General features: G+C 69.1%; 21 protein-coding genes and 4 pseudogenes. 14 read left to right on the top strand and 11 right to left on the bottom strand.

What is annotated here, in order from left to right:
• The first annotated feature begins 311 nt into the window (after positions 1–311).
• The 4 genes from RZ84_RS00625 to RZ84_RS00610 all read left to right on the top strand — a co-directional run bounded on the left by RZ84_RS00625 (position 312) and on the right by RZ84_RS00610 (position 6773).
• Complete coding sequence (locus RZ84_RS00625) at positions 312–1763, top strand: MFS transporter (RefSeq protein WP_078893463.1); 1452 nt, start codon at positions 312–314, stop codon at positions 1761–1763.
• Positions 1764–1867: 104 nt separating this feature from the next.
• Positions 1868–3049, top strand: coding sequence for a GNAT family N-acetyltransferase (locus RZ84_RS00620; protein ID WP_052229646.1), 1182 nt, complete (start codon positions 1868–1870; stop codon positions 3047–3049).
• Positions 3046–4236, top strand: a complete 1191-nt coding sequence (locus RZ84_RS00615) for a LuxE/PaaK family acyltransferase (RefSeq protein WP_043262676.1) — start codon at positions 3046–3048, stop codon at positions 4234–4236. Before RZ84_RS00620 ends, RZ84_RS00615 begins: the two co-directional genes overlap by 4 nt.
• Entirely contained in the window at positions 4236–6773 is a 2538-nt protein-coding gene (locus RZ84_RS00610; protein WP_043262675.1) for an acyl-CoA reductase, read from the top strand. The genes RZ84_RS00615 and RZ84_RS00610 overlap by 1 nt, the downstream gene beginning before the upstream one ends.
• A gap of 227 nt (positions 6774–7000) precedes the next feature.
• Here the strand turns inward: RZ84_RS00610 and RZ84_RS37710 are convergent.
• The 3 genes and pseudogenes from RZ84_RS37710 to RZ84_RS00605 all read right to left on the bottom strand — a co-directional run.
• Positions 7001–7306 (bottom strand): annotated as a pseudogene (locus tag RZ84_RS37710) (ISL3 family transposase); the annotation flags it as partial.
• 355 nt (positions 7307–7661) lie between these two features.
• Positions 7662–7976, bottom strand: a complete 315-nt coding sequence (locus RZ84_RS38645) for a hypothetical protein (protein ID WP_157878716.1) — start codon at positions 7974–7976, stop codon at positions 7662–7664.
• A gap of 68 nt (positions 7977–8044) precedes the next feature.
• Positions 8045–8650, bottom strand: coding sequence for a polysaccharide deacetylase family protein (locus RZ84_RS00605; protein ID WP_043262674.1), 606 nt, complete (start codon positions 8648–8650; stop codon positions 8045–8047).
• Here RZ84_RS00605 and RZ84_RS00600 point away from each other — a divergent pair.
• Both RZ84_RS00600 and RZ84_RS40290 read left to right on the top strand, forming a co-directional pair.
• Positions 8643–9008, top strand: coding sequence for a hypothetical protein (locus RZ84_RS00600; RefSeq protein ID WP_198539919.1), 366 nt, complete (start codon positions 8643–8645; stop codon positions 9006–9008). The two genes, RZ84_RS00605 and RZ84_RS00600, sit on opposite strands and share 8 nt — an antisense overlap.
• A 285-nt stretch (positions 9009–9293) precedes the next feature.
• Positions 9294–9499: pseudogene (locus RZ84_RS40290) on the top strand (FAD-dependent monooxygenase); the annotation flags it as partial.
• Positions 9500–9700: 201 nt separating this feature from the next.
• On the opposite strand, the pseudogene RZ84_RS35795 reads toward RZ84_RS40290, so the two are convergent.
• Both RZ84_RS35795 and RZ84_RS00595 read right to left on the bottom strand, forming a co-directional pair.
• A pseudogene (locus tag RZ84_RS35795) lies at positions 9701–10100 on the bottom strand (transposase); the annotation flags it as partial.
• Positions 10101–10244: 144 nt separating this feature from the next.
• Positions 10245–10805, bottom strand: a complete 561-nt coding sequence (locus RZ84_RS00595) for a helix-turn-helix domain-containing protein (RefSeq protein WP_043268680.1) — start codon at positions 10803–10805, stop codon at positions 10245–10247.
• A 19-nt stretch (positions 10806–10824) separates the two neighbouring features.
• Between RZ84_RS00595 and RZ84_RS00590 the strand changes: the two genes are divergently transcribed.
• Positions 10825–11733, top strand: a complete 909-nt coding sequence (locus tag RZ84_RS00590; RefSeq protein WP_241777475.1) for an alpha/beta fold hydrolase — start codon at positions 10825–10827, stop codon at positions 11731–11733.
• A 595-nt stretch (positions 11734–12328) separates the two neighbouring features.
• Here the strand turns inward: RZ84_RS00590 and RZ84_RS00585 are convergent.
• Positions 12329–13507 carry an FAD-dependent monooxygenase gene (locus RZ84_RS00585; RefSeq protein ID WP_043262671.1) on the bottom strand — a complete coding sequence of 393 codons (1179 nt, stop codon included), beginning with the start codon at positions 13505–13507 and terminating at the stop codon, positions 12329–12331.
• Positions 13508–13582: 75 nt separating this feature from the next.
• Between RZ84_RS00585 and RZ84_RS00580 the strand changes: the two genes are divergently transcribed.
• The 3 genes from RZ84_RS00580 (at position 13583) to RZ84_RS00570 (ending at position 15378) form a co-directional block, all read left to right on the top strand.
• The gene (locus tag RZ84_RS00580; RefSeq protein WP_043262670.1) at positions 13583–14185 is read left to right on the top strand and encodes a TetR/AcrR family transcriptional regulator; all 603 of its coding nucleotides are present in this window, start codon (positions 13583–13585) and stop codon (positions 14183–14185) included.
• 189 nt (positions 14186–14374) lie between these two features.
• Positions 14375–14812 carry an SMI1/KNR4 family protein gene (locus RZ84_RS00575; protein WP_043262669.1) on the top strand — a complete coding sequence of 146 codons (438 nt, stop codon included), beginning with the start codon at positions 14375–14377 and terminating at the stop codon, positions 14810–14812.
• 179 nt (positions 14813–14991) lie between these two features.
• Positions 14992–15378, top strand: coding sequence for a barstar family protein (locus tag RZ84_RS00570; protein ID WP_043268678.1), 387 nt, complete (start codon positions 14992–14994; stop codon positions 15376–15378).
• A gap of 21 nt (positions 15379–15399) precedes the next feature.
• On the opposite strand, the gene RZ84_RS35790 is transcribed toward RZ84_RS00570, so the two are convergent.
• Both RZ84_RS35790 and RZ84_RS00565 read right to left on the bottom strand, forming a co-directional pair.
• Positions 15400–15591 carry a hypothetical protein gene (locus tag RZ84_RS35790; protein WP_078893461.1) on the bottom strand — a complete coding sequence of 64 codons (192 nt, stop codon included), beginning with the start codon at positions 15589–15591 and terminating at the stop codon, positions 15400–15402.
• On the bottom strand, positions 15588–16931 hold the full coding sequence (locus RZ84_RS00565) for an alpha/beta hydrolase (protein ID WP_052229644.1): 1344 nt from the start codon (positions 16929–16931) through the stop codon (positions 15588–15590). Before RZ84_RS00565 ends, RZ84_RS35790 begins: the two co-directional genes overlap by 4 nt.
• Before the next feature lie 68 nt (positions 16932–16999).
• Here RZ84_RS00565 and RZ84_RS00560 point away from each other — a divergent pair, with 68 nt between their 5' ends.
• Positions 17000–17617: a TetR/AcrR family transcriptional regulator gene (locus RZ84_RS00560; RefSeq protein ID WP_043262668.1), complete on the top strand. Its 618-nt coding sequence runs from the start codon at positions 17000–17002 to the stop codon at positions 17615–17617.
• A 130-nt stretch (positions 17618–17747) separates the two neighbouring features.
• On the opposite strand, the gene RZ84_RS00555 is transcribed toward RZ84_RS00560, so the two are convergent.
• Positions 17748–18074, bottom strand: a complete 327-nt coding sequence (locus RZ84_RS00555; RefSeq protein ID WP_043262667.1) for a hypothetical protein — start codon at positions 18072–18074, stop codon at positions 17748–17750.
• A 776-nt stretch (positions 18075–18850) separates the two neighbouring features.
• Between RZ84_RS00555 and RZ84_RS00550 the strand changes: the two genes are divergently transcribed.
• Complete coding sequence (locus RZ84_RS00550) at positions 18851–20041, top strand: hypothetical protein (protein ID WP_043262666.1); 1191 nt, start codon at positions 18851–18853, stop codon at positions 20039–20041.
• Positions 20042–20382: 341 nt separating this feature from the next.
• On the opposite strand, the gene RZ84_RS38640 is transcribed toward RZ84_RS00550, so the two are convergent.
• The gene (locus tag RZ84_RS38640) at positions 20383–20583 is read right to left on the bottom strand and encodes a hypothetical protein (RefSeq protein ID WP_157878715.1); all 201 of its coding nucleotides are present in this window, start codon (positions 20581–20583) and stop codon (positions 20383–20385) included.
• On the opposite strand from RZ84_RS38640, the pseudogene RZ84_RS39460 reads away from it, so the two are divergent.
• Positions 20584–20724, top strand: a pseudogene (locus RZ84_RS39460) (IS5/IS1182 family transposase); the annotation flags it as partial.
• A gap of 786 nt (positions 20725–21510) precedes the next feature.
• The gene (locus RZ84_RS00545; RefSeq protein ID WP_241777474.1) at positions 21511–22386 is read left to right on the top strand and encodes a polysaccharide deacetylase family protein; all 876 of its coding nucleotides are present in this window, start codon (positions 21511–21513) and stop codon (positions 22384–22386) included.
• A gap of 648 nt (positions 22387–23034) precedes the next feature.
• On the opposite strand, the gene RZ84_RS00540 is transcribed toward RZ84_RS00545, so the two are convergent.
• Positions 23035–23610: a hypothetical protein gene (locus RZ84_RS00540; protein WP_043262665.1), complete on the bottom strand. Its 576-nt coding sequence runs from the start codon at positions 23608–23610 to the stop codon at positions 23035–23037.
• Between the last annotated feature and the right edge of the window lie 532 nt (positions 23611–24142).

Raw genomic sequence — 24142 nt, 5'->3', positions numbered from 1 at the left:
CCCCTGCCTGGGAAACACCTCACGGAAACGTTCCGTGAGGGACCGGAGCTCTTCGCGGCAAGTGAATGTGCCGCCCACCGCCCGCGCGGTGACCGGCCCGGCTTCCGAGGTCGTGTCCCACAAGACCGGTGGCCTCACCGGCCCCCGTGTTCTGCGTGTTGCACGCATGAAGAATGGCGCGAGCTCACTCGCGGGGCCCCGAGCTGCACGAGATGGCAGTCACATACTTCGGCCCCGTCGCGGTGACGACGACATCACCACTCTCCGCATATCCCGGTGCCTTTGGGCGCCCTTACTTTGGTTGACGGAAGATGAATCGTAAGGGAATAGACCCTCCTGTGGACCAGGGAATGAGCCCTCTTGTGAGCGAGGGAATGAGCCCTCATGAGAACGCTGCCGATACGCGCGGACACGACGGCTCTGGCGGACACGACGGCTCTGGCGGATACGACGGTGGACACGACGGTCCTGGTGGATACGAGAGCTCTCAAGCCACCGAATCCCAGCCGGCCGACACCCACAGCTGTTCAAAAGATGCCGCCGCTTCGAAGCGGCGGCGCCCGCTCTTGGTGCGCAACCGGGATTTCGCCCGGGTATGGGGTGCGCAGCTGCTGAGTCAGAGCGCGACGCGCATGTACCAGATGGCCGCCCTGTGGTGGCTTCTGGGCAAGGCGGCCGCCGGCGAACGCGGTCTGGCATCCGGCATCCTCCTGGCATGCGCGGCGCTGCCGCCCGTGCTGTGCGCCCCGGTCATCGCCCGCGCCATCGCCCGGCACCCCAGTCGCGGCGTGCTGCGGTCGTCGGTGTCCGCGGCGGCCGTGCTGGCCGCCGCGATCGCCGCGTACGCCGCCTCGGCGGAGGTACCGATGCCGGTCGTCTACCCGGTGATGCTGGGACTGGCCACCTGCCAGGCGCTGTTCGACCCGTGTCTGTCCAAGGCCATACCGGAACTGGTCGACGACGCGGACATCGAGGACGCCACCGCTTTCGAGCAGTCGACGTTCTCCCTGGTGGGTATGGCGGGCGCGCTGCTGGGGGCCGCGCTCGTCGACCACGTCGGCCTGGCAGGCGTGGCTGCCACCGGGACGATGGCCTACCTCGGCGCGGCCCTGCTGGTGACCCGCGCCCGTTTCTCCCCGCTCGCCGGGACGGACGACGAGGAGAGGCAAGGGGGCCTGGGCCGCACGTGGCGGCTGCTGGCCGACCTGCCCTTCATACGCCTGGCCCTGATCTGTTTCGCGGTGGCCAACTTCTTCATCACCGCGACCTTCCTGATCCTGCCGCTGTACACCAAGAACGTCCTGGACGCCCCGGCCCTGACCCTGGGCCTGCTGGAAGGCTCCCTCTGGCTGGGCATGCTGCTGGGCATCTTCACCGGCAACCGTCTGCCGGGAGCCCCGGGCCACGTCGGCGCCACCTGCATCGCCCTGTTCGGGGCTGCCCTCGTTCTGCCCGGACTGGTCGCCGACCGTGGGCTGTTCGTGGCGTGCCTGATCGTCGCGGGCTGGGCGGTCGGGGCCACGAACGTGGTGTTTGTCGCCCTGTTCCAGCGCAGCGTGCCGACCGCGGCCAAGCCGGCCTTCTTCTCCGCGATGCTCGGGCTGCTCGGGGCCAGCTTCCCGCTGGCCTCCCTGATCTTCGGCCTGGTCGGCGACGTGGTGTCGGCGCAGACCCTGTGCCTGACGCAGGCGGTGGGCCTGCTGCCGATCGCCGCGGTCCTGTTCGCCCGCGTCCGCTCCTCGGCACGGCCGGATGCTCCCTAAAGCCGGTTCCGGCCACCTGCCTGCGCGCGGGGCCCGCGAGCGGCCGTCGCTGCCACCGGCCTTGCCTTCTTCTCCTACGGATGACTTCGATGAACGGAGTTGCTGTGACTGACGTGCTACCGGAGACCACCGGACACCGTGCCGTGCTGATCGACACCGCCATTCCCCGCGACGTGGCCGCGCTCCGTCAGCTGTACTTCGCGGTGTACGGTCCCTCCTATCCTCTGCGCCTGGGCACCGACCCGGCCGCGATGACGGCCGCGCTGGACGAGCCCGGTGTGCGGTGGCTGGTCGCTCGGCACGCGCACAGCGGCGACATCGTGGGCTCGGCGGTGCTGCGCGGTGACGCCGCCGCGCGGATCGGCAAGGTCGAGGGGCTTGCCGTGCACCCCGGCCACACGGGCGCCGGCATCGCCCGAGCGTTGCTGTCCGAACTGTGCGAGGAGGCCTTCGGCCCCCACGGCCCGATGGACTCGGTGTACGCCACCGCCCGCTGCCTGTCCCCGGTGCCGCAACGGGCCCTGATGCGGCAGGGCTTCCGGCCGCTGGGCCTGTTGCCGACAGCGGTGGAACTGCGCGGCCGGGAGACGCTGGCGCTGGTGATCCGGCACCGCGAGGGCGTGCTGGCCCGGCGCGCCCCGGTCCCCGAAGTGCCGGAGCAGATCCTGCCGCTGCTCGAGGCGGCCACCCGCGCCGCGGGCACCGTCGACTTCAGCGGAGTGCGGCCCCGCCCGGCGCCGCCGCAGGTGTGCCCGCACCCGCAGCCGGAGCCGATCGAGGTGATCCAGGCGACGGGCTTCGTGCAGCGCCGCTACGCGCACACCACGCGCGCCGGGACGCCGTTGCTGCCGTTGACCCCGCCCAACGTACTTCTCACCCCCAGGGACGGCCGGTTCGAGGCCTACGGCGTGATCGACCGGGAAGGGGGCTGCGGCACGCTGCTCGACGTCGTCCCTTCCACCGCCCCTCTGGGCGAGGCACTCGGCGACGTCGTGCACGCCATGGCCGAGCACGGCGCCGCGTACCTCGAGACGCTGCTGCCGCTGACCGACCACGAACGCCTGGAACACCACCTGGCGCACGGCTTCGTGCCCAGCGCGCTGTATCCGGCGATGCGGCACGAGACCGGCGTGTGGCACGACTACGTGCTCCTCACGCACACCTCCACCCGCCCCGACTTCCGCGCCCTGAACGCCGACGCCGCGTTCGCACCCTACGTGGAGCAGTACCGCCGGTCATGGACCGCGACCTACCTCAACACCTTCAGCACGGAGCTCCCGCGATGACCACACCCGACACCGCCCCGCACGAGAAGTACTTCGCGCCGTTGCCGGTGCCCGACGCCGAGCGCCTGCCGCACCTGCAGCAGCTCGGCGACCTGCGTACCCCGTACGCGACCGGCCCCGACCTCGACGCCCTGTTCGCCCGGGCCCTCACCGAGGTCAACACCTGGCACACCGAGCGTTGCGACTTCTACGCCAGCGCCTGGCGCGCCCACGGCGAGCCCGAGCTGCGCACCGCCGCCGACGCGGCCCACCTGCCGCTGACCCACGCCAACTTCTTCAAGACACACGTGGTGAAGTCGGTCCCCGACGAGCACATCGCGGCGCACTTCACCTCGTCGGGAACCACCGGCCAAAAGTCGCAGATGTTCTTCGACGCCTGGTCGATCGGCTCGGTGATGCGCATGGCCGCCTTCGTCCTGGACCACTACGGCTTCGTCACCCCCGACCAGCCGGCCAACTACCTGCTCTACAGCTACGAGCCCGCCGACGGCCTCACCCTCGGCACCGCCTTCACCGACGACTTCCTATGCGATCTGGCCCCGGTCCACCAGCGCGCCTACGCGCTGCGCGCGGTCGGCGACGAGCATGTCTTCGACCCCTTCGGCACTGTCGAGACCCTGGTGCGCTACGCGGAAGAGGACCTGCCGGTACGCCTGTTGGGCTTCCCCTCGTTCCTGTGGTTCACCCTGGAGCGGATGCGCGCCCTGGGCGTTCCGCCGCTCACCCTGCGCCCCGACTCCTTCGTCTACCTCGGCGGCGGCTGGAAGGGCCACGCGGGCCGCCAGATCAGCAAGACGGAGCTGTACGAGCGGATCGAGGACCAGCTCGGCATACCCGCCCAGCGAGTACGCGACAGCTACGGCGCCGTCGAACACGGCGTCACCTACGCCGAATGCGCCCACCACCGCCTGCACGCCCCCATCTGGTCGCGGATCTTCGCCCGGCACGTGGCCACCCTCGACCCGCTGCCCTACGGCGAACAGGGCTTCCTGCACTGCGTCTCGCCGTTCATGACCTCCGTGCCCGCACACAGCGTGCTCATGGGAGACCTCGTCTCCATCCACCCCGGCTCCGCGTGCGGTTGCGGACTGGAAACCGACTGGTTCGAGATCCACGGCCGTGCCGGCACCAGCACCAACCGCAGCTGCGCCGTCGCGGCTGCCGAACTCATGAAGGGAGCGGCGTGATGGCCGAGCAGAACAACCACCTGTGGCAGGGCCGCTGGATCGACGACGCCGAGGCCGACAAGCTCCTGACCGAGCTGCCGGTCCTGATCGGCGAGGAACTGGCGCACCCGCTGCCCGCCCGTCAGGTCGTCGCCGCCTGCGACCGGCTCTCCCGCCTGCTGTCCGATCAGGACAGTGACCTCCACCACCGTCTGTTCACACACCTTGTCGACTCCGGCACACACCGGGCAAGTGCCCGGCAGAGCCTTGAGGAGATAGCCGGGTTCCTCAGCCGCGACGGCCTGGAACGCAAGCTGGCCGTGGAACTGGGCGGCACCGACCCGGAAAGCCTGCGGCGCACCGACTTCCGCACCCCGGTGTTCGAGTCCTGGGCACCGGTGGGCATGCTGGCACACATCACCGCCGCCAACGATCCTCTCGTCGGCGTCTTCAGCGCCATCGAAGGACTGCTCGCCGGCAACCTCAACGTGATCAAGACGAGTGGTACCGACTCACTGTTCACCCACCTGATCCTCCAGGCGCTGGGCGAGCAGGACCCGGACGGGACCATCGCCGCCCGGCTGATCGTGCTGCGCTTCTCCTCGGCCCGTACCGACTGGCTGCACCTCCTGTGCGCCCCGGCCGACGCGGTCGCCGTCTGGGGCGGCGAGGAGGCCGTCAACGGCGTCCGCGCGCACGTACCGGCGGGCTGCCGCCTGGTCACCTGGGGCCACCGCATCTCCTTCGCCTACCTCACCGCCGACACCTGGGCCGACCAGGAGGTGCTCGACGGCGTCGCGGACAGCGTCTGCCGCCTGGACCAGCAGGCATGCTCCAGCCCCCAGGTGGTCTACCTGGACACCGACGACCGTACCCAACTGGCCGCCTTCGCCCAGCGGTTGGGCACCGCCCTGGACCGGCGCGGCGCCGGCTTCCCGGCCACCCGGCCCAGCGTGCCCGAGCAGGCGGAGATCACCACCACCCTCCTGGTCGCCCGCAGCGAGGAACACCTGGGCCTGACGAAGACCTACGAGAAGGCCGACGGCGCCTGGCGCATCCTGGTCGACCACCGCTCCGCCCTGCGTGCATCGCCGCTGTACCGCACGGTGTGGGTCAAGCCGCTGCCGCGTGAACAACTCACCGCCACCTTGCGGCCGATGCGCCGCTACCTGCAGACCGCCGGCCTGGCCGCTGCCCGCACCGACGTACCCGAGCTCGCCGAGAAGCTGTTCACCGCGGGAGTGTTGCGCATCACCCCGGTCGGCTCGATGCTGGACAGCTACGCGGGCGAGCCGCACGACGGCCACTACCCGCTGCAGCGCTACAGCCGCCGCGTCAGCGTCCGCCTGGACGAGCGCTTCATGCACGACACCCGCCTGGAGGATCTGCACCCGCGCACCGCCGCAGGCCCCGCGGCCTGGCAGCGGCCCGCCACCGGCCGGCCGGTGATGACCAAGGCCGATGTGCAGCAGCTCAACCCCGGCATCCCCGCCGACAAGCAGCAGTTGCACATCTGCAGTGGAGGCAGCAGCGGCACTCCGGCCCTGGCCGTGCACTCCTACGCAGACTGGAGGACACAGCTGCGGCGCGGGGGAGAGGGCCTGATCGCCGCCGGGCTCGACGTACGCACCGACCGCGTGGCCAACCTGCTGTTCGCAGGCGGGATGTACGGCAGCTTCCTGTACGGCAACGGCCTCCTTGAGGAGATCGGCGCGATGCAGCTGCCGGTCGCCGGCAGCACCGACTACGAGCGTGACGCGGCCGTGATGATCCAACACCGCGCGAACACCCTCCTCGCCATGCCCTCCTACCTCTGGCAGCTCTTCCAGCACGCGGGCGATGCCCTACGCGCCTACGGCGGTATCAAGAAGGTCTTCTACGGCGGGGAGCACTTCGGCGCCGAGCAGCGCCGTCACCTCGCCGAGGAGTTCGGTATCGAGGTGATCCGCGGCTTCGCCTACGGCGGCAGCGACCTGGGCACCATGGGCCACCAGTGCGAGCATGCCCAAGACACCGTGTACCACCTCTTCAACGACCTGTTCACCCTGGAGATCCTGGGCATCGACACCGACGAGCCGGCGCCCCGCGGCCAGACCGGGCGGATCGTCTTCACCCCGCACACCCGCAGCGCGCCCGCGATCTCCCGCTACGAACAGGGAGACCTGGGCCGCTGGTTGGACGGAGCGTGCCGGTGCGGCCGCACCACACCGCGCTTCGAACTGCTCGGCCGCACCGGCGACGTGATCCGCACCGGCACCTACTTCCTCAACTACCGCCGCCTCGCCCGCATCGCCGAAGAACACCTCGGCTACTGCGGCGAACTGCAGATACTCGTCGAACCGGCAGCCGCACGCGAAAGAGTCGTCCTGCGCATGAACGGCGCGGACACCGACAAGGCCACCGCGGCCTTCCTCGCCCACTACCCCGAGCTCCGCGCGGCCGTCGCCGAGGAACGCCTGCTCGACCTGCACGTCGAGGCGGTCGGCCGGGACGGCTTCGCGCGCGCCGGCAGCAGCGGCAAGCTGCGCACCGTCATCGACCGGCGCCTGACCGCCTGACGCACCGCACCTCACCGCCGGCACCGCCCACCACGGCGGTGCCGGCAGCACACCCGCTACCGCCCGCGGCCTGCGACTGCGCGCGGGCCTGTCCGGTGAACGGTCCTGCCGCACACGGGTGGTGACAGGATGTCACCGACTTCACCGTCGGTACGCTGTGCGCCTCGGTAAGCACTCCGGCCCGGCGCCTCGCCGGCGGCACCACGGACGACCGAGGCGAGCGGCCCCTACGGGCGGACATGCCGGGTCCGGCCCGCGGCCATCCGCAGTTTGCGGCACAGCCGCGCGACCGGACGGCCACCCAGTTCCACCGCGATCGACCAGGGCCAGCCCGTCATCCCGATGCTCGACCAGCGGTACCGCTCGGTCAGCCCGCCGACTTGCTCGACGAACGTCCGGCGCGAACAGCGTGGTCGATCACAGAAGAACCATCGCACCCGGAGCCGGATTGTGACTCGACGCGGACCCAACGGCGTCTCGTCCAGGGAGCGTTGGTACGTACTGTGGACGCGTTCGGCCCGCTTTCGGCAGTCCGGGCAACGGCCCGACGCCCCGTGGACACCGCCTCCAGCACCAGGCCGCCGGAGGCATCGTCGACGTGCTCCACTCGCACATCGATCCCGGCCAACAGCACATCCTCAATCGTCTAGCTCGACAGGGCTGCGGTCAGAGCCAATGTCGACGAGCCCTATCAACGTGCCCGGCACCCCGGTGGGAACCGTGCACTCCACCTTGTTCGGCTCGAAGACCAGGCACCTGCTCGACCTGCCGTAGCGGAAGCACCCGATCCCGTTGCCCTGGGGCCCGCTGGCCCACCTTGGCCGTGATGGTGACCGAGGAGATCTCGTGATCCCGTCGGGAACGATGACGGCACGGCTGCCGCGCAAGCTACGAGACGACGTCGCGGCTGCCGCCCGGTCGTTGCTGATCATTGGGGTGCTGCGAGCTGGTTCGGCCCGGGCGGGTCCGGGCGACCTCGTCCTGCGTTGTCCGTTGTCCGGCTGCCTGGCTGTCGGGGGGCTGGCCCGCTCTGCTGCGGGCTTGTTGGGCGTTGCGTCGCTGCCGGGCTCTGCTCGTGTCGTCGCCGTCCGGCAGTTGCCCGGCCTCGGTGAGGGTGAGCGCCGCCAGTCCGTCGGAGGACAGCGAGCAGTGCCCGCCCCGCCCGCCCGACCGTGCGTCCGTGGTGTCTGCTCGACGGACCATGGTGTGGCGGGCGGGTTTGCGGTGCGGGTTGTTCCCGGCGCTGGGGTAGGAGGGGGTTGTGGGTGGGTTCAGCGGCTGGGGAAGCTGTAGGTGTAGCCCTGGGCGTCCAGCTGATCCAGCAGCTTGGCGAGCGCTGCGACGCTCTGCGAGCGGTCGCCACCGCCGTCGTGCATCAGGATGATCGAGCCGGGGTGCAGGTTCCGGTTGATGTTCTGCAGGATGGCCTCGACGCCCGGTCGCTTCCAGTCGTTGGAGTCGTCGCTCCAGGCGATGGACCGAAGTCCATGCTGGGCGGCGATGTTGCGGATGGCGGGTTTGAAGTCACCGCCGGGTGCCCGGTAGTACCAGACCTTGGCCCCGGGACCGGCCGCGTTGGATATCTCCCGCTGGGCGTCGGCTATCTCGTGGATGTTGTAGTCCAGCGGCATGCTGCTCTGCCGCTCGTTGTGGTGCACGGAGTGGTCGCACAGCCGGTCACCGGCGGCGGCTATCGCCTTGGTGAGGTAGGGGTAGCGCTGCGCGTTCGGGCCGATCTCGCAGAACGTGGCCTTGGCATGGTGCTGGGCCAGCAGCGCCAGTACCTTCGGCGTCCAGCGCGGGTCGGGGCCGTCGTCGAAGGTCAGCGCGACAGACCTGCCGCCGTCCTGGGTACGGAACTGGAGCGCGTTGCTCACCGTGAACCCGCTCGACGAGGTGGTGGAAGTGCTGCCCGGGCCAGTCGGCGAGGCGGGGGCCGGGGAGGAGGGGGCGGCGGGCGACGAGGATGACGGCGCGGTGCTCGGTGCCGAGGGCGACGCGCTGTGCGACGGGATCGGGGAAGGGGAGGCCGAGCCGGTGGCGGCGATGAGCCGGGGCGCTGAGGTGGACGACGGCCCGGCTGCCGACGACGTCTGTGCCGCATGCGCTCCGCACGCCGCCAGGGTGGCTCCGGTGAGCGCCACCGCAACGGCGGCTGCCGTTTTCTTCGCACTGGCAAATGCCACAGCAGGTCCCTCCAACGGCACCCCGGCGGGCATGCCTGTTCAGTGGTGATGGGTGGTGGTGTGCCGCACACGGCGGGGCGGGGCAGCGGGCTGCGCGATGGTCATCGTGGGCTCAGGCCGCGGCGGGCGGATGCGGCGACTGATGCGCCTGCTCCTGTTTCGCCTACTCCATGTGACGGATCGGACGCGAATAGTCCGTTTTGGCTGTTATGTCGATAACGGTAGGGGAATCCGGAGCCGCAGCCCAGGGGCTCGCTGTGTGATCTGCGTCCCGTTCGGGCCTGCGGTGATGCGTCGCAGGGCCTGTCGCCCTGAGATCTCCGGGCGGCCACCACGGGTGCGGGGCCATCGCCGGCACCGACGTCGGTGCGCACTGGCCGCGTCGGCTCTCCCGCTTCGGCGACGCCACCCGGCAGGCCGAGCGCCACGGGATCGACCGGGTGTTAGCCACCGGATCGACCGGGTGTTGCTGGCCGGCGACGCAGCCCACATCCCCCGCCGACCGGCGGGCAAGGGCTCAACCCCGGCGGCGGCAACGCCCGGCCGATGGCCGCCGCATTCCTGGTCGACAGGGCTGGCCCTCCCCGAGGCCGACGGCGCCGAAGCGACACACAAAGCGACGCGCAGCGCGGCGTCCGACCTGGTGTACCTGACAGGGATGATGGCGATGTGCAGCCGATGCCGCGTGCCTCGAGGGCAGCGCGGAGCTGGGGGTCCTGGCCGTAGGCTTCACTGCCCGGTCACCCAGGAGGCGGTGATCCCGGCGTCCCACGCGGCCTCGATCATCTCGGTTGCCGGACGGGGCTTCGTCGCGAACTGGACGTCCTTGGGGACCCCGGCCGTGTTGCGGCGTCCGAAGTCGTTGGACCAGGAGTGCTCTGGGGGTAGAGCCCTCGGTCGAGCAGCGCCCGTCCCCGGCTGGTCGTCAGGGCGAGAAACTTGCCGACCTGGGCGTTATCGATGCGTCCCGCGGTGCCGGTGTACTGCCGCTGCACCCCTGCCGAGGACCGGCCTTTCTTCACAAAGCCGGTCTCGTCGACAACGAGAACGGGGAGTCGTCAGCCCCGAGGTGGTCGGCGACGTACGCGCGCAGGTCGTCGCGGACCGCATCAGCGTCCCAGCAGACGTAGCGCAGCAGGCGACGGCGACTGGTGCGGGCTGACCGCCCTGTTCTGACCGAACGTCAACCCGTACGGCGTCTTCCGACTCGACATGAACAAGCGGTTCGACCTCCAAGTCGCTGAAGGTCTATCAAGCCTTGGTGCAGTGCCGGCGGCCGGGTCGCTCAGGCTTCGTGCCGCCTGCCAGTGACGGGGGTGTTGTCTTCGGTTGGGAACAGGATGGCGGTGAGCAGGTGCCGCTTCCGTTCCGGGGCGGGGGCGTTGGCGAACCTCGACCGAAGGGAAGCGGCGACCTCGTCGATGAGTTCGGCCTTCTCGGCGTCGCTGAGCCATAGTGAGGACTGCAGGTAGGCAGCCTTGTCGGCCGCCGGGTCAGTATCAGCCCTGCCCACGTAGAGATCGAACTCGGCCAGCACCGACGCGACAACGGCGGTGAAACCGCGCCGGTGATCTTCGAGGCTCATCTCCGCGGTGACCTCGGCGTCGATCACTGCCCTTGCGCGACGCAGGCGGTAGTGGCGCTCAACGGTCCCGCGAATCCGCTCCTCGCTGACGACCTCAAGCAGGCCGCCCTCGGCGAGCAACCCCACCTGCCGGTAGATGGTGGCCTTCGAGACATCCGGCAACAGCTCGCACAACTCAGTTGTGGCAAAGGGTCGTTCGTCAAAAACCGCATGCACAATGCGCAGTCGAACCGGGTGCAGGAGAAGTTCTATCGCATCCATCGGCAGCATTCTCTCACACGTGCTATTTTTCTCAAGTATGAGACCAATTGGCTTTGGGCAGCATGTCGACGTGGCGGGCCGTTCGCTGTGGCTGCATCGTTCAGGCACCGGCGCTCCGGCCGTGGTGTTTCTGCCAGGCAGCGGCATGGTCGGGCTTGATTACCTGAAGGTCCACGAGCGCGTCGCCGCACTGACCACGTCCGTGCTGTACGACCGGTCAGGCACCGGCTGGAGCGACGACATCGCGCTGCCCCGTACGGCCCATGAGGTCACCGACGAACTGCGGGACCTCCTATATGCAGCCGACATACCGGCACCGTACGTACTGGTCGGGCACTCCCTGGGCGGCGCATACGCCCGAAGGTACGCACAACGCTTCCCCCGTGACGTCGCGGGGCTGGTGCTCCTGGAGCCCGCTCACGAAGACTGGGACACCTTCATGCCCGAACGCCTGCGGCTGTCCAACACCCGGCCATCGGATGCCCCGATGCCGGAGCCGACCCCGGAAATCGTCGTGCACGTCCGGCAACTGTTCACACGGATGCTCGCCGCCTGGCCGGATCTGCTCCGCGAGCAACTCATCGACCGGCACACCAGCCCAGCCGGCCTCCTGGCCGGACTACGCGAAGGCAGCAACATGCATGCCGTCCTGTCGGAGCTCCGCGCCGGAGGCACCCTGCCCGACGCCCCCGTGACAGTGCTCGGGGCGACCAGCTTCGATCCCGGCCAACGCATGTTCCAGTCCGATGCCGACCTGCAAGAGCAGATCGACGCCACGCAGCGCCTCTTCAAGGCGATCGCAGCCGACGGACCGCAAGGCGAATACCGCTGTCTCAAGGACGCCTCGCACACCACGATCCCGATGGACCGTCCTGACGCGGTGGCCGACGCCGTCACAGACCTGCTCAAACGCCAAGCACGTATCTGACCGCTACCAGATCAGAGGTGATAGCGGCGGCCAATCGCCCCACATCCCGGCTACCGACGCCTGCCGTAGTGTCAGCGAACGCCTGGTCCGGGTCCAGCGCAAGATCGCGAAACCAACTGGAGTGCTAGTCGCGCCTCTGGTCGCGTTCCTGGTCGCGCCGGGACGACGTGCAGATAGGCCCTACTCTGACCAGGGAGGCAAGGGGGTATTCGACGAGCTCGCGGGACGCCGACTACCTCCCTGGGAAGCCACCTTGAGCGTGCATCGGGTCGGAAGGGCCTCCACCCCCGCTGCGCAGCGCCGCTACGCGCTCTTGGTCGAAGCCTTGTCCCGCGCGGGCCGGCTGGGCGTGGCCAAACTGACCCTCCGTCCGCGCGAGCGCCTGGCCGTGCTCAGGCCCCGCAACGGCATCCTGGTCTGCCAGGCCCTGCTGTGTTGTTCACTAGTCAAGTCGCTTGTCGGCAAGGATGACGTCGGCCCCACTCGACCCCGAAGTACGGCTTGAGCCGTCCGACGCAACCGAAGTGGATCTTCACACAGCAAGATCCACTTCTGGAATGCGCAGATGACGTCCCTGCTCCGAACGGCGTGGTGATCATTTGGACGGTTCCTGATCAGTCGAGGCCGCGCGGCGCCCGCACAGTGCCCGGCGTACCGTCCGCGCACCTGATGCGAGGGGCCAGAGTCGTGTCGCCGCGTTCCGGGCCGCGATGCCCGATCGGCTGGCCGGGATGAGCAGCGCGGTCGCCTGCCCGACGGCGCGCTGCTTGGGTGCTACCAGCCGCCGGTGCTCGCTTTCGTAGCGCCGGAATGCCGCCTCGTGGTCCGCCGGTGTCGCGGCCAGCGCCTTGGCGAGCGTCGACGCCCCGGCCATCGCCAGGGTCGAGCCGTCTCCGAAGAGCGATACGCACGAGGCGGCGTCGCCGAGCAGCGCCACCCGGCGGGAGGACCATCGATCCAGCCGGACCTGGCTCACCGAGTCGAAGTAGAGGTCGTGGTCGACCTCGCGCACCCGCTGGAGGAGCTCGGGGATGCGCCAACCGGCGCCGGTGTACGCCTCGATAAGGCGGTGCTTGTGGTCGTCGGTGTTGCGGTGGTCGAAGCTGTCATCGCCGGGCCCGCGGTACATGAACGCTGCCATGGCCTTCCCGCGGCCGGGGTGCAGCGAGACGGCCCGGCCGGGCGAATTGTGCAGGAGAACCTTGTGCCGGTCGAGACTCAGGCCGTCCGCGGGAATGGTGGCGACCCAGACCCCCATGTGCCGGACGTAAGCAGCTTCGGGGCCGAAGGCGAGTCGGCGGGTCCGTGAGTGCAGCCCGTCGGCACCGATGACCAGGTCGAACCGGCGCGGTGGGGCCTGCTCGAAGGTGACATCGACGCCGCCCACGTCCTGGTGCAGCGTGGCGATGGAGTCCTGGAAGAGGAACTCCGCCTCGTCGCGTGCCGCCTCGAAGAGGATCGCCGCGAGATCGAACCGGGGCAGCTCGACCGAGTCATCCATCGGCCTCATCGGGATGCGGCCGACCCGGCGGCCGAAGTCGTTGACGAAGCTCAGTTCCGTCACCTCGGTGCCCGCGGCCCGCAGCCGGGGCATGATCCCCATCCGCTCGGCGACCGAGACGGCCGGGCCGCGGACGTCGACCGGGCTGCCGCTGGAGCGCAGGCCCTGCGCGCGCTCCACGACGGTCGGCCGGAACCCGTGGCGGGCCAGCCAGTACGCGAGCGTGGGGCCGGCGATGCCGGCTCCGGAGATCAGAACGGCTCGAGTCGCCATGGACGCACCATATCTGCACGCAGTGCAGATATGCAATGAGTGCGTTTCCGCAGTGAGTGCGGTAAACTCTCCGGCATGACCTCACATCGTGAGCGCAAACGGGAACGCACCCGGCAAGCGATCATCGACGCCGCCGCCGACCTCTTCGAGCGCCACGGCTACGAGGGAACGACGATCGCCGACATCGCCGACGCGGCAGAGATCGGCACACGGACCTTCTTCAGCTACTTCGCGAGCAAGGAAGAGCTGCTCTTCCCGGAAAGCGATGCCCGTGTCGCCGCCGCAGTCGCCGCGATCGAGGCGCGCAAGCCCGCAGACCGCCCCGCAGACCTGCTGCTGCGGGCGCTACAGGACGTCAACGAGACCAACACGGAGATGGCCGGCCCCATGGCCCGCCTCCGGATGCGGCTCACACAGTCCGTTCCCGCCGTACGCGGAAGGGCACTGCAAGAGCAGTTGGACGCCCAACTGGAGATCGCTCGACACCTGCAAGAGGCGTTCCCCGACGAGCTGGACGCGGCGCAGGCGGCCGCCATGGTCGGGGCCTTCATCGGCGCGGTCACCGGCGCACTGCAAGTACTGCTCGCCGAGCCGGACGCCTTGACCGATCCGCAGCGACTCCAGCGGCGGATGCAGGAGGCCACCAAGATGGCACTGCGACCATTCCTGGAGCGATAGAGGGCGGCGGCAGACCGGGGCCGAGCAGTACGGCTCACCCGGTCGGCCTCGCCAGCGCCACGACGACACCACCCTCGCCCCGCGCGGTCGTACTCACACGTTCGTGGCGCACCGAGAACTGCCGCTGAAACGGCCGCCCAAGGCCCCAGCCCGCGGAATCCGCAACTGAGCCTGGCTAGGCTCTCGATCATGTGGAAACACGTGGCCCTGGAGGTCTTTCCCGAGGCAGGCTTCCGGGAGCCGACTGAGGCGTCCCAGCTCACCGAGGCCGAGACACGACTCGGGCGAACGTTGCCGGAAGAACTCAAGCAGTTGCTGCTCGAAAGCGACGGGGTGATCGGACCCACCCATGTGGACACCGTCTGGACCATCGACCAGATCGTTGAGCAGAACCTGCTCTTCTGGTCTGACGAGTCCTTCGCCCAGCTGTATATGCCGTTCGATGCGCTCCTGTTCTTCGGGGACGACGGAGGTGGCGATCAGTTCGCCTTCGTCCAGAAGCCCCAACGACCCGACGTGTTCGTCTGGGAGCACGAGACCGACAGCCGCCGATGGGTGGCCAACAACCTCCAGGACTTCCTCCGGCGTTCGCTCCGAGCCGGAGGAGACGACTGGTATCGGCGGTAAGCCGCCATCGGTCCGTTGATGCTGAGGCCGAGATGTCGTTGGGGCAGTCGGCCTCAGCACGCGGGGCGGGTGGACGTGAAGGTACTCGTCTTCTGCCTCGCGGCCGCGGTCGCGGAGTGCGCGGGCCAGGATTTCGGTGAGTCCGGCCGCCCTTGCGCAGAGCCCGTATCCTCCGAGCCGTGACACCGACATATGTGCTGGACGGCAGGCAGATCAGAACGCTGGAAGACTTCTGGCGAGTCATCGGCGAAGCGATCAACGGTCCCGGGGGCTACTTCGGTCGAAACCTCGACGCCTTCGCCGACTGCCTCAGCGGTGGCTTCGGGACGCCCGACGACGATGACTACGTGGTTGAGTGGCGCGACCACCAGGTGTCTCGCGATCATCTCGGCTATTCGGAGACAGTTCGCCAGTTGGAGATCCGGTTGTCACGCTGTCACCCCACGAACCGTCCTTCTGTCAGCGCCGACCTTGCCGCAGCGAGAGAAGAGCGCGGAACCACTGTCTTTGATTGGCTGGTCGAGATCTTCGACGATCGCGCCCCCGGCGTCCTGCGACTCCGATGACGGGTCATCAGGACGCCTTGTTCAGCACGCGGGGAGGTGGACGTGGAGGTGCTCGACCTCGACGTCGTGGCCGCGCTCGCGAAGTGCTCGGGCAAGGATTTCCGTGAGGCCGCCGGCCTTTTCCGGGGGCGTCCTTGGTTGTACCTGCCGCAGGGCCCGGGCGGCTTCGAGGGCTCGCCCGCCGTAGCCGGTGACGGGTTGCGACGTCTTCATTTGTGGTCGCGCAGGAACGTAGGGATCTCGTCGCGGGTCGGGGAGTTCGGCAGAGGTGCCGGCTTGTCCTGAAGGAACGCAGTGATGACGGCGGCAGCCCGGTCGTTGTTGTCGTCGAGGCCGTTCCACATGTGGTGTCCGACTCCGGGCATGTACTGCGTGCGCTGGATGGCGGGGTCATTGGCAAGAACGGTGGTCTCCCATTGACGGACCTGGGAGGAGCACTCGGCGATCATCAGCATCGCGGGGGTCCGGGACTGCCTCAGTAGCGGTGCAATAGAGGGCGAGTCCTTGACCGTCTGCTCGACGCGAAGACTGGCGGCGGGGCTGAAGGAGAAGTTCTGCGCGGTGTTCTCGGCGGGGATGCGGTGCGCGTCGCGCGCGCAGTAGGCGGATGCGGTGTCGCTGCCGAGGTCGGCGGCGGTGAAGGCGTTGTCGCCTTCGGCCTGTCCGATCAGTCCGGTGTCGGGGGTGAGGAGTCCGAGTCGCATGAGGCCGAACGCCACGGCGTACCGGGGGACGTGCGTCGATCGCGGTCCGGTCGGGGCCGGCGCGAGGCCGCGTGCGGATTTTCGGCCCTGGTGCCCGGCGATGTGCGCGGTGGGGCCGTCCATGGGGCCGGGCTCGGCGATGATCGCGCGATGCAAGCGTGCGGCGACGCTCGGCTCGGCCAGGGCTCGGGTGAGCACGGCCCCACCTGAGGAGAATCCGAGGATGTCGGCCTTGCCCTTGTCGCCCTTGTCCAGGCGGTCGATGAAGGCGGCGAGGTCGCGGACCGACCTGGAGATCGTGTACTGGCCCATGGGGAGCGGGTCGCTTCGTCCGCCGCCGGCCTGTTCGTAGGTGTAGACGTCGTAGCCCTGGCGTGCCAGGAGTTGCAGGAACCGGTGGTCGAGCACCGAGATGCCACGGACCGGTCCGCCGTTGAGGTACACGAGCGGGATGGGATGGCGGGTGCCGTGGTTCGCGGGCGGGTAGTGGTACACCGCGACCCGGCTGCCTGTGGCCAGGCTCCAGTGCTGTGTGACCACGAAGGGTAGGGCGGGCGGGTACCGCCGGGCCGTCGGCACGGTCGGGATGCAGACCGCCGCCGTCAACGCCGCCGCGACGACCACCGGCAGGAACGGCACGAGCCGCGCCGGCCAAGTGCGCCGCCGACCCCGCCACATCGCGAGGACAGCCCCGACTCCAATAGTTGTCAACCATGCTGCGAGCCCCGAGCCTGCCCCGTCCGTGAGGGCGATCAGTGCGAGAAAGACGACGACCAGCGTCGCGACGGCGGCAAGGGCCAGCAATAAGCGTCCAATGAAGCGGACGAGACGTGTGGCGGACGTGGGCACGGCGGACCTCCAACAGTTTCAGAACGTTGTTTCAAAACGACGTTATCAGGGGAGGTAGGCTGCTGGCCGTGGGTAGGCCGAGAACAAACGACGAGGTCGTCAAAGAGCGGCTTGTGGAGTGCGCGACCGAGATGCTCGCCACCCGTCCGCGGGAGTCGGTCACGGTCCGCGCCGTGGCCGCTGCTGCCGAGGCGTCGACTACGGCGGTGTACTCGTTGTTCGGCGGTAAGGACGGGCTGATCGGTGCGGTGCGCGACAGAGCCGTCGCCGGCCTGTTCCAGGACCTGTTGGCGGTGCAGACCTCCGCGGACCCTCTCGCCGACCTCTACGCACTGGCCGTCGCCTACCGTCGTTGGGGGCGCGGACACAGCCACCTGTACACGGTGCTGTTCGGTGGTGTGCAGTCCTTCGACCCGTCGGGGGAGGTCGGTGCCAGTGACCCGATCCGCCCGCTCCTCGCGGCGATCGATCGCGCCTTGACGGCGTCCGTCCTCGCCGGCGACGCGACGTCGATCGCCCTGTCGATCTGGGGAACCCTGCATGGGCTCGTGACTCTCGAACTGGCCGGGGCCCTCGACGCCACCACGGCCGAGGCGGCATTCCGCTCGACGATCCACGCCACGTTGCGCGGATGGACGACTCCTGCTGTGTTCCGCAGCCTTCGCCGAGCCGAACTCGCTCCTTGACAGGATCAGGGCGGGTATCCGGGCTCGCCCGGTGCCGGCTGCGGTGGTGGTGCGTGGTCGATGAAGACCGGCATGCCAAGGTCGACCAGCTGCGGCCGACCACCCAGATTCACCATGGCCAGAGGGGATCTCAGCTGCGTGACCCGATGACCCTGGTTGCCGTTCGGGCTGAGGGGAGTCGGGCGACGGCCGCGGTGAGGGTGTAGGTGCCTCCTGTGTCGGTGATATCGGCCAGGCGCTGGCCATCCCCCGAGAGCACATCGATGGCGCGCCCCGAGTAACAGCAGTCCACCACAACGGCTTTGACCCTGGCGGGGCTTCCGCTCAGAATGCTCCGGATCGTGATGTACTCCAGCCCGGTAGTGTCCGGTTCGTTGGCGACGGTGTCTTTCACGGCCGGGACGAGGTCCCCGTTTTCGGTGACGGTGCCGTGACCCACGAAATACCGCAGCAGCACACCACTGGCGTTCTGAGCGCCTCCGGGGCCACCCCCGGTGTGCGCTACCCACGCACCGAGCCGCGGCGAGGAACGGTGGTCCGGGCCCGTACGTCCAGCGTCGTCCCGGCGAGGAGGCGTTGCCAGGGGCGCCGGACGGTGGGGCTGCTGGCTCCGCGGGCGCACGAAGTGATTGCCGGCGGGCCTACCTACGGTCTGAGGCAGCGAGTCGTCTCCGATGGGGTCGAAGCCGAGGCCGGCGACTGGAGCGACCGGCATGGCCAACAACCGCGCCAAGTCGCCGGACCTTCGCCGTATCTCTCGACGATCCGCAGCTGACCACCACCGCCGCCTCCGCCCGAACCTGGGCCATCGGACACACCACCGCGACGACGCCGCCGTCCTCCGGCAAGACGGCACGATCCTCGCCGACCGCCCCGACTCGCCATCTCTGGCGGTCCTCCGCGACTGGCTCACCGCCTGGGAGAGCGCCGGACCCCCGGCCCCCGTCGGGGTGCTGGCCGAGCCGGTTGGATGTGAGGGGACATCCGATCCGGCGGGGGAGGCGCGGTGGCAGAGCCCGTCCGGGTACGCAGACCGACCGATCAAGAAGGGCAGCCGTTGCAGCGCATCGTGCGGCGGCGCAGCACCAGTACGGTGCGCCGCGCACCTGACAGAATTCGCCGGCGCGTACAACCTTCTTGCTCCCACCCTGGTCTCCCATACCGGCATCAACCGCACCGAGCAGGAGCAAAAGCATCTCCATCAACCGCAAGGGTCTGGCCGCCATCGGCTGTGTGGCCCTGATATCCACCGCGTCCGTCGCATGCGGCCCGTTCGAAAAGGTCAGTGCAGGCACCAAGGTCCGGCAGGGATTCGAGAAACTGGGTGAGCGGAAGGCGCTCACCGCGGAGTTCCGGATCTCGGCGAATGAGGAGCAGATCTGGTCCGCGCTGAAGGGCTCCAAGGGCTTCCAGCGCGACTACGCCAAGATCATGGCCGGCCTCAGGCTCTCCGTGTGGACGGCCCCCGACAAGCCGGTCGAAGAAGTCTTCAAGGACCCGGAGGCCAACGTCCACATCCCGAGCGGATTCGCGTTCGCCGTGGATGGCGGGCAACCCGTCATGGACATCCGCTCCGACGGCAAGAAGATGTACCAGCGCATGGACTTCCAGCGCCTCGCCAAGCTGGCGCCTCAGGGCAGCGCGAACTTCGCGCGCCGGCAGGACGAGCTGAACAAGCTGCCGTCGCCCTTCAAGGAGATGATGAGCGGGCAGTGGGTGGCGTACGACGTCAAGGACTTCGAGGAGTTCGCGAAGAAGAAGCAGCCCGGCCTCGGCGGCCCCGGCGCCGGCCCGGCCGCCCAGCTCAAGGTCGAGGACCAGAAGAAGGTGATGGACGCCTTTGAGAAGGCGTTCATCGACCACGCCGACCTCAACGACGCGGGTAGCAAGGGCGGTGCGGACCACGTGAGGGCCACCGTGCCCGCGAAGAAGGCCATGACGGCGCTGGCCAAGGGGTTGGAGCCGCTCGCGGACAAGAGCCCGTCCTTCGGCTCTCTGAGGGACAGCGTCAAGGACGTCCCCGAGAAGGACATCACGCTCGACATCGCCATCAAGGACGGCGCCGTCTCCGAACTGACCCTGAACCTGGCCCAGTTCACCGAGGACGACAAGAAGGCCGGCGAAGAGCTGCCGCTGTCCATCGAGCTCAAGGGCGAGGCCCCCGCGTTCGAGGCTCCGTCCGGCGCCAAGACGGTCAAGCCCAAGGACCTGGAGCGGGCCGTCAGCGATCTGCAGTCGGCCAAGCAGGGCGAGGCCGGTAAGGGCCAGGGCTCGGCCTCGGCCGGCGGCAGCTCCGCCGAGATCGAGCAGCAGCTGGAGAAGATGCGCAAGCTGGAACGGGAGAACCCCTCCCCGGAGATGACGAAGCTCCGCCAGCAGATGGAGAACCTGCTCGAAATGGCACGCAGCGCGGAAGCGCGGTAGCACGCCCGGCAGGTGTGAACGCGGACGCCCCCGCCGATGGGCGGGGGCGTCCGAGCTGTCGCGCCCGGGCGGCCCGCGGCCGTCAGACGCCCCGAGGACGGCGGGCTCCACCTGGACCAGGTCGCCGCGCTCTGCAGCCTGCCACCCGAACACGTCGCCGAGCACACCGAACTGCCAGTGCTGTGACCACATAGGTTCGCCGTGGTGTCGGGTGGACCGGTAGGACGGTCGGTCCTTCCCGTAAAGCTCGTGCTCCGGAAACTCCGCAGGTCAAGCAGGTCAAGCAGGTCAAGCAGGTCGCACCGGTCCGGGGGCCCGAAGTTCTCCAGGATTCCCAGCCACTACACCCCCGTACGGCCCCGGCCATCCTTCGGTCCCAGGTCGTCAAGAAGGACCCGCAGGCGTCCGCACATCGACGGATGCGCGACACCCTCGCCGATCTGCGGCGCCGAGGCGACCGCCTTTGCACAGCTGATCTCCAGCAGACGGTCACGAAGCTGTCCAAGGCCATGGCTGCCGCCGGCAGCGAGGTAACTGACCATCAGGCGTATCCGTCTCGCCTGAACCGCCGTTACCTGCGGCGGCGCCGGATCCGGCACGTCGTCCCCGAGCACCGTGCCCGGCGGGCCTGCCGCCGCAGTCGTGGCAGTGCTGGGGGAGGGGGGAGGCCCACTGGTTTCGATGACTGCCTGCCGGAGGCCCGAGGACTCCCCGGACCGGGGATGAGACGGATCATGCCTACCAGGCCTTCGGAGAGGATCGGACCGGATCTTGGCGGTAGCGGTCGGGCAGCGGTGAGCTGCTTCGGAGCACGTTCGGCAGCCCTCTCCTCTCCGCCGGTGAATCCGGCTCTCGGGTGGGCTGCGGTCAGCGCGGGGATTCCCGCCATCGGCCCTGCCTGCTCCCGCAACAACGACGGCGCTCGGCGGGAATCTCGTGTGAGCCGTCAGCCGTCGGGCAAGCGGCCGGATAGCCGCCTGCCCGACGGCACGAAGCAGGCCGCGAAGAAGTAGGCCCTCGGTCAGGCTCCCGAACCCGCGACAACGGTCCGCTCGCCCTGGCCGACGCCGATGGCACGGGCCTGGCCCCCCTGACGTACTGTGTCGGCGGCCTGGCCGCAGGTCATGGCGAGGCCAAGAAGAAGGCAGCCTCCATTGCCACCCCCGTCGAGATGCTGATGGGCCCGGATCCCTACGGATCCGTCCCCCCATCTCTGTCGGTACCGCCGAGCGGCCGGGGTCAAGGGCAAGCGCCGGTCGGTCGATGGGGCTGGCATGGAAACGCGTTCTCTCCTCGCCGCACGCCGTCTTGTGTCCCGCAGCCTGCTCCAGATGGCCATCGGGTTGTTTACTGCCCTTTGGGTGGTGGTGCCCGGGCCGCCGGCCGTGACAGTCAGGGCTGGTTCGCGGTGCCTGGCGGCGACTGCGGACGAGGAGAGCCTTCGGGCACTGTTCGGATCGGAGAACCGTGTGATCCATACGAGCGAGCGGGTGGCCGCGGTGACGTTCAACGCGGCCTGGAACGACGCCGGTCTGGACCGCGTCCTCGGTGAGCTCGCCCGCCGGCACACGCCTGCCACGTTCTTCCTGACCGGCGACTTCGCTGACCGGTACCCCCAGGTGGTGAAGAGGATCGCGGCTGCGGGACACGGGCTGGGCAACCATTCCTATAGCCACCCCTACTTCAACGACTTGACGGCAGCCGGAGGACGTCGCGAGGTCTGGGCAGCGGATCGGTCCCTGCGTGCAGCCGGGGCAGGAGAGGCCCTGACCCCGTTCTTCCGGTTTCCCTACAGCGAGACCAGCCCCGCCCAGGTCAGGGTGGTCAACGGGCTGGGATTCGCGGACGTCGAATTCACCACCGACACCAATGGATGGAAGGGCACGGAGGGTGGCATGACCGTGGACCGCGCGGTGGCCAGAGCGCTGGACGCGCTGCGCCCAGGGGCGATCCTGCAGATGCACGTCGGGGCGCCCGAGGGCGGCACCGAGGTGATCGACGCCCAGGCCCTGCCACAGATCCTCGATGCGATCACCGCCCGTGGTTACCGCGTCATCGACCTGCGCGCCCTCCTCACACCCCCATCCACCCGTGATCGGCCCGCGGACGAAGGAGTCGCCTTGCGGGCGGGGCCAGCACACCTACCAGGCGAGTTCACCAATGCACCGCACCGGCAGCCGCACGTAGCAGGACGACAGTTCGGCTGCGGACCTGACGTCGCCCACGAGCGGGGCAACTGTCCGTTGGCCAGCCACCAGCTGGCGCTCGCCGGCCTGCACGAGTACTGGCGCGACCCGTCACCGTCGCCCACGGCGACCTCAAGTCGGTCGTCCCGCGTGACATGACGGTCGCGATGACGGTGAAGAAGGGGAAGGGCAAGAAGGACATCAAGCTCACCATCCCCAACCAGGACGTCTCACCGAGAAGGAAACCGCGCTGAAGAAGCAGCTCAACATCGGCCTCAAAGCCGCCGGCTGCCCGACAGTCTGACGCGAACATCCCGATGGGCTTGGGCATGTGACGAAGGCGCAGGCCACGGGACTTACTGTTTCCGGCCGGTCGGTCGGAAGCAGACCGGGTGCTGGGCAGGGCCGTCGCACTCTCCGCCTGGCACCCGAGTGTACGAGTCGGCCCCGGCTGCTGCGCCACGGGGAAAGGGCAGTGGCCAGGGCCGGTGGAGTAGACTCTGGCGGCTCAGGCCGAGGTTCCAGTCGGCCAGGTCTGGGGAGCCGGGCGGCCTGCGTCCGCCCCAGCGGTGGACCCCTCGCGCAGGACCGCGAGGGACGGGGATCAGCGGGCGCTATGCGAATCGGACGGTGTGCCCGGAGCCGGCGCGAGCGCGTGCGCCTGTTGTCCGAGGGGGGCCTGCCGTTGTCTTGCCGCTTCGGCGATGGTTTCGGCTGCGGTCGCTGGGTCGTCGGCGGCGAACCGCTGGGTCGCCGTCCGGGCCTGCTGCCCGAAGCGCAAGGGCACCTGGAGCGGCCGGGAAAGCGTCAGGCGCACCGAGGTGCATCCGGCCGACGGCAGGCACCAGTCGCGGTCGATGAGCATCGGCTGACGGTCCCTGAGGACGCACGCTCGGGCTTGGTGGCAACCACGTCCTCTAAAGCCACTCGCAGTTCTTCCCTCGTCCCCCAGCGGACGCGCAGCAGTTCCGGGCCCAGCAGGCGCGGGCGGATCCGTGGCCCGCCGACGGCCCCGCACAGCAGGAGCAAGGTGTACGTCTCCGCGAGCGGTGCCATGATGTCCAACAAGGACCAGGTGTCGAGGAGTTCGACAACGGGCAGACCGCCGAGTAGGAACAGCGCGCCGATGATCCCGTGCGCCCGCTTGCCGCCCTTGTAGCTGATGGGCAGATCCTGCGGTCCGGCACCGTCGACCCGCCGACGGATGACGAGCCAGGCGAGTCGCAGGGCGGCCAGTTCGTTGCGGACCATCCATGCCAGGGGCGGAGGCATCACACTGAGCCCCGCGGTGAGCGCGGCGGTCCCTACGGTGGCTCCGCCCGTCCGCTGCTCGCGGACGACCGCCCGGAAGCGGACCGCGCCGACGATGAGCATCACGGCCATCAGCGCCTCGATACCGACGTAGACAATGCCGCCTCGGTGACGCTCAGCACACCGCTGCGCACCAGGAGGACCTCAACACCGTTTGATCAACGGGACCCTGATCCAGTTCAGTATCCGCAGCCAGGTCCGGCGCTGGGAGCGACCCTGGCGGCCGGCGGCACCGCGCTCCGGTTCCGTGGCAGCATCGGCGGCAGTCCGGTCGTCGTCGTGCATGCCGTTACTCACATCCTCGACGTCGAGAGCTTCATCCGGCCTCACCTCAGCGAAGACCATGACGTCGGGGAAAGGCCAACCCGGCACTGCGCCCAGCTTGCGGTATCGCTGCCTCGGTCATGAGTGGAACACGGCGGTCTGGGCTTCCATCGCATAAACCGGCCCCAGTGTGAAGAACACTGACGGCATGCCGTCCTGCACCCCGAGAATCTGAGGTCGATTTCGCTCATGGACTGCGTGGGACGGGCGTCGACCACATCTTCCTCTTGGTCATCGAAACGCCTCTGATGGGAGTCGTCCGCCGGGGCCGAACGCGGCC

It is taken from the genome of Streptomyces sp. CT34 (assembly GCF_000805335.1).
Taxonomy (GTDB): domain Bacteria; phylum Actinomycetota; class Actinomycetes; order Streptomycetales; family Streptomycetaceae; genus Streptomyces.
Note: the sequence above shows the minus strand (reverse complement) of the source record. Positions and strands in the feature narration are given on the sequence as shown.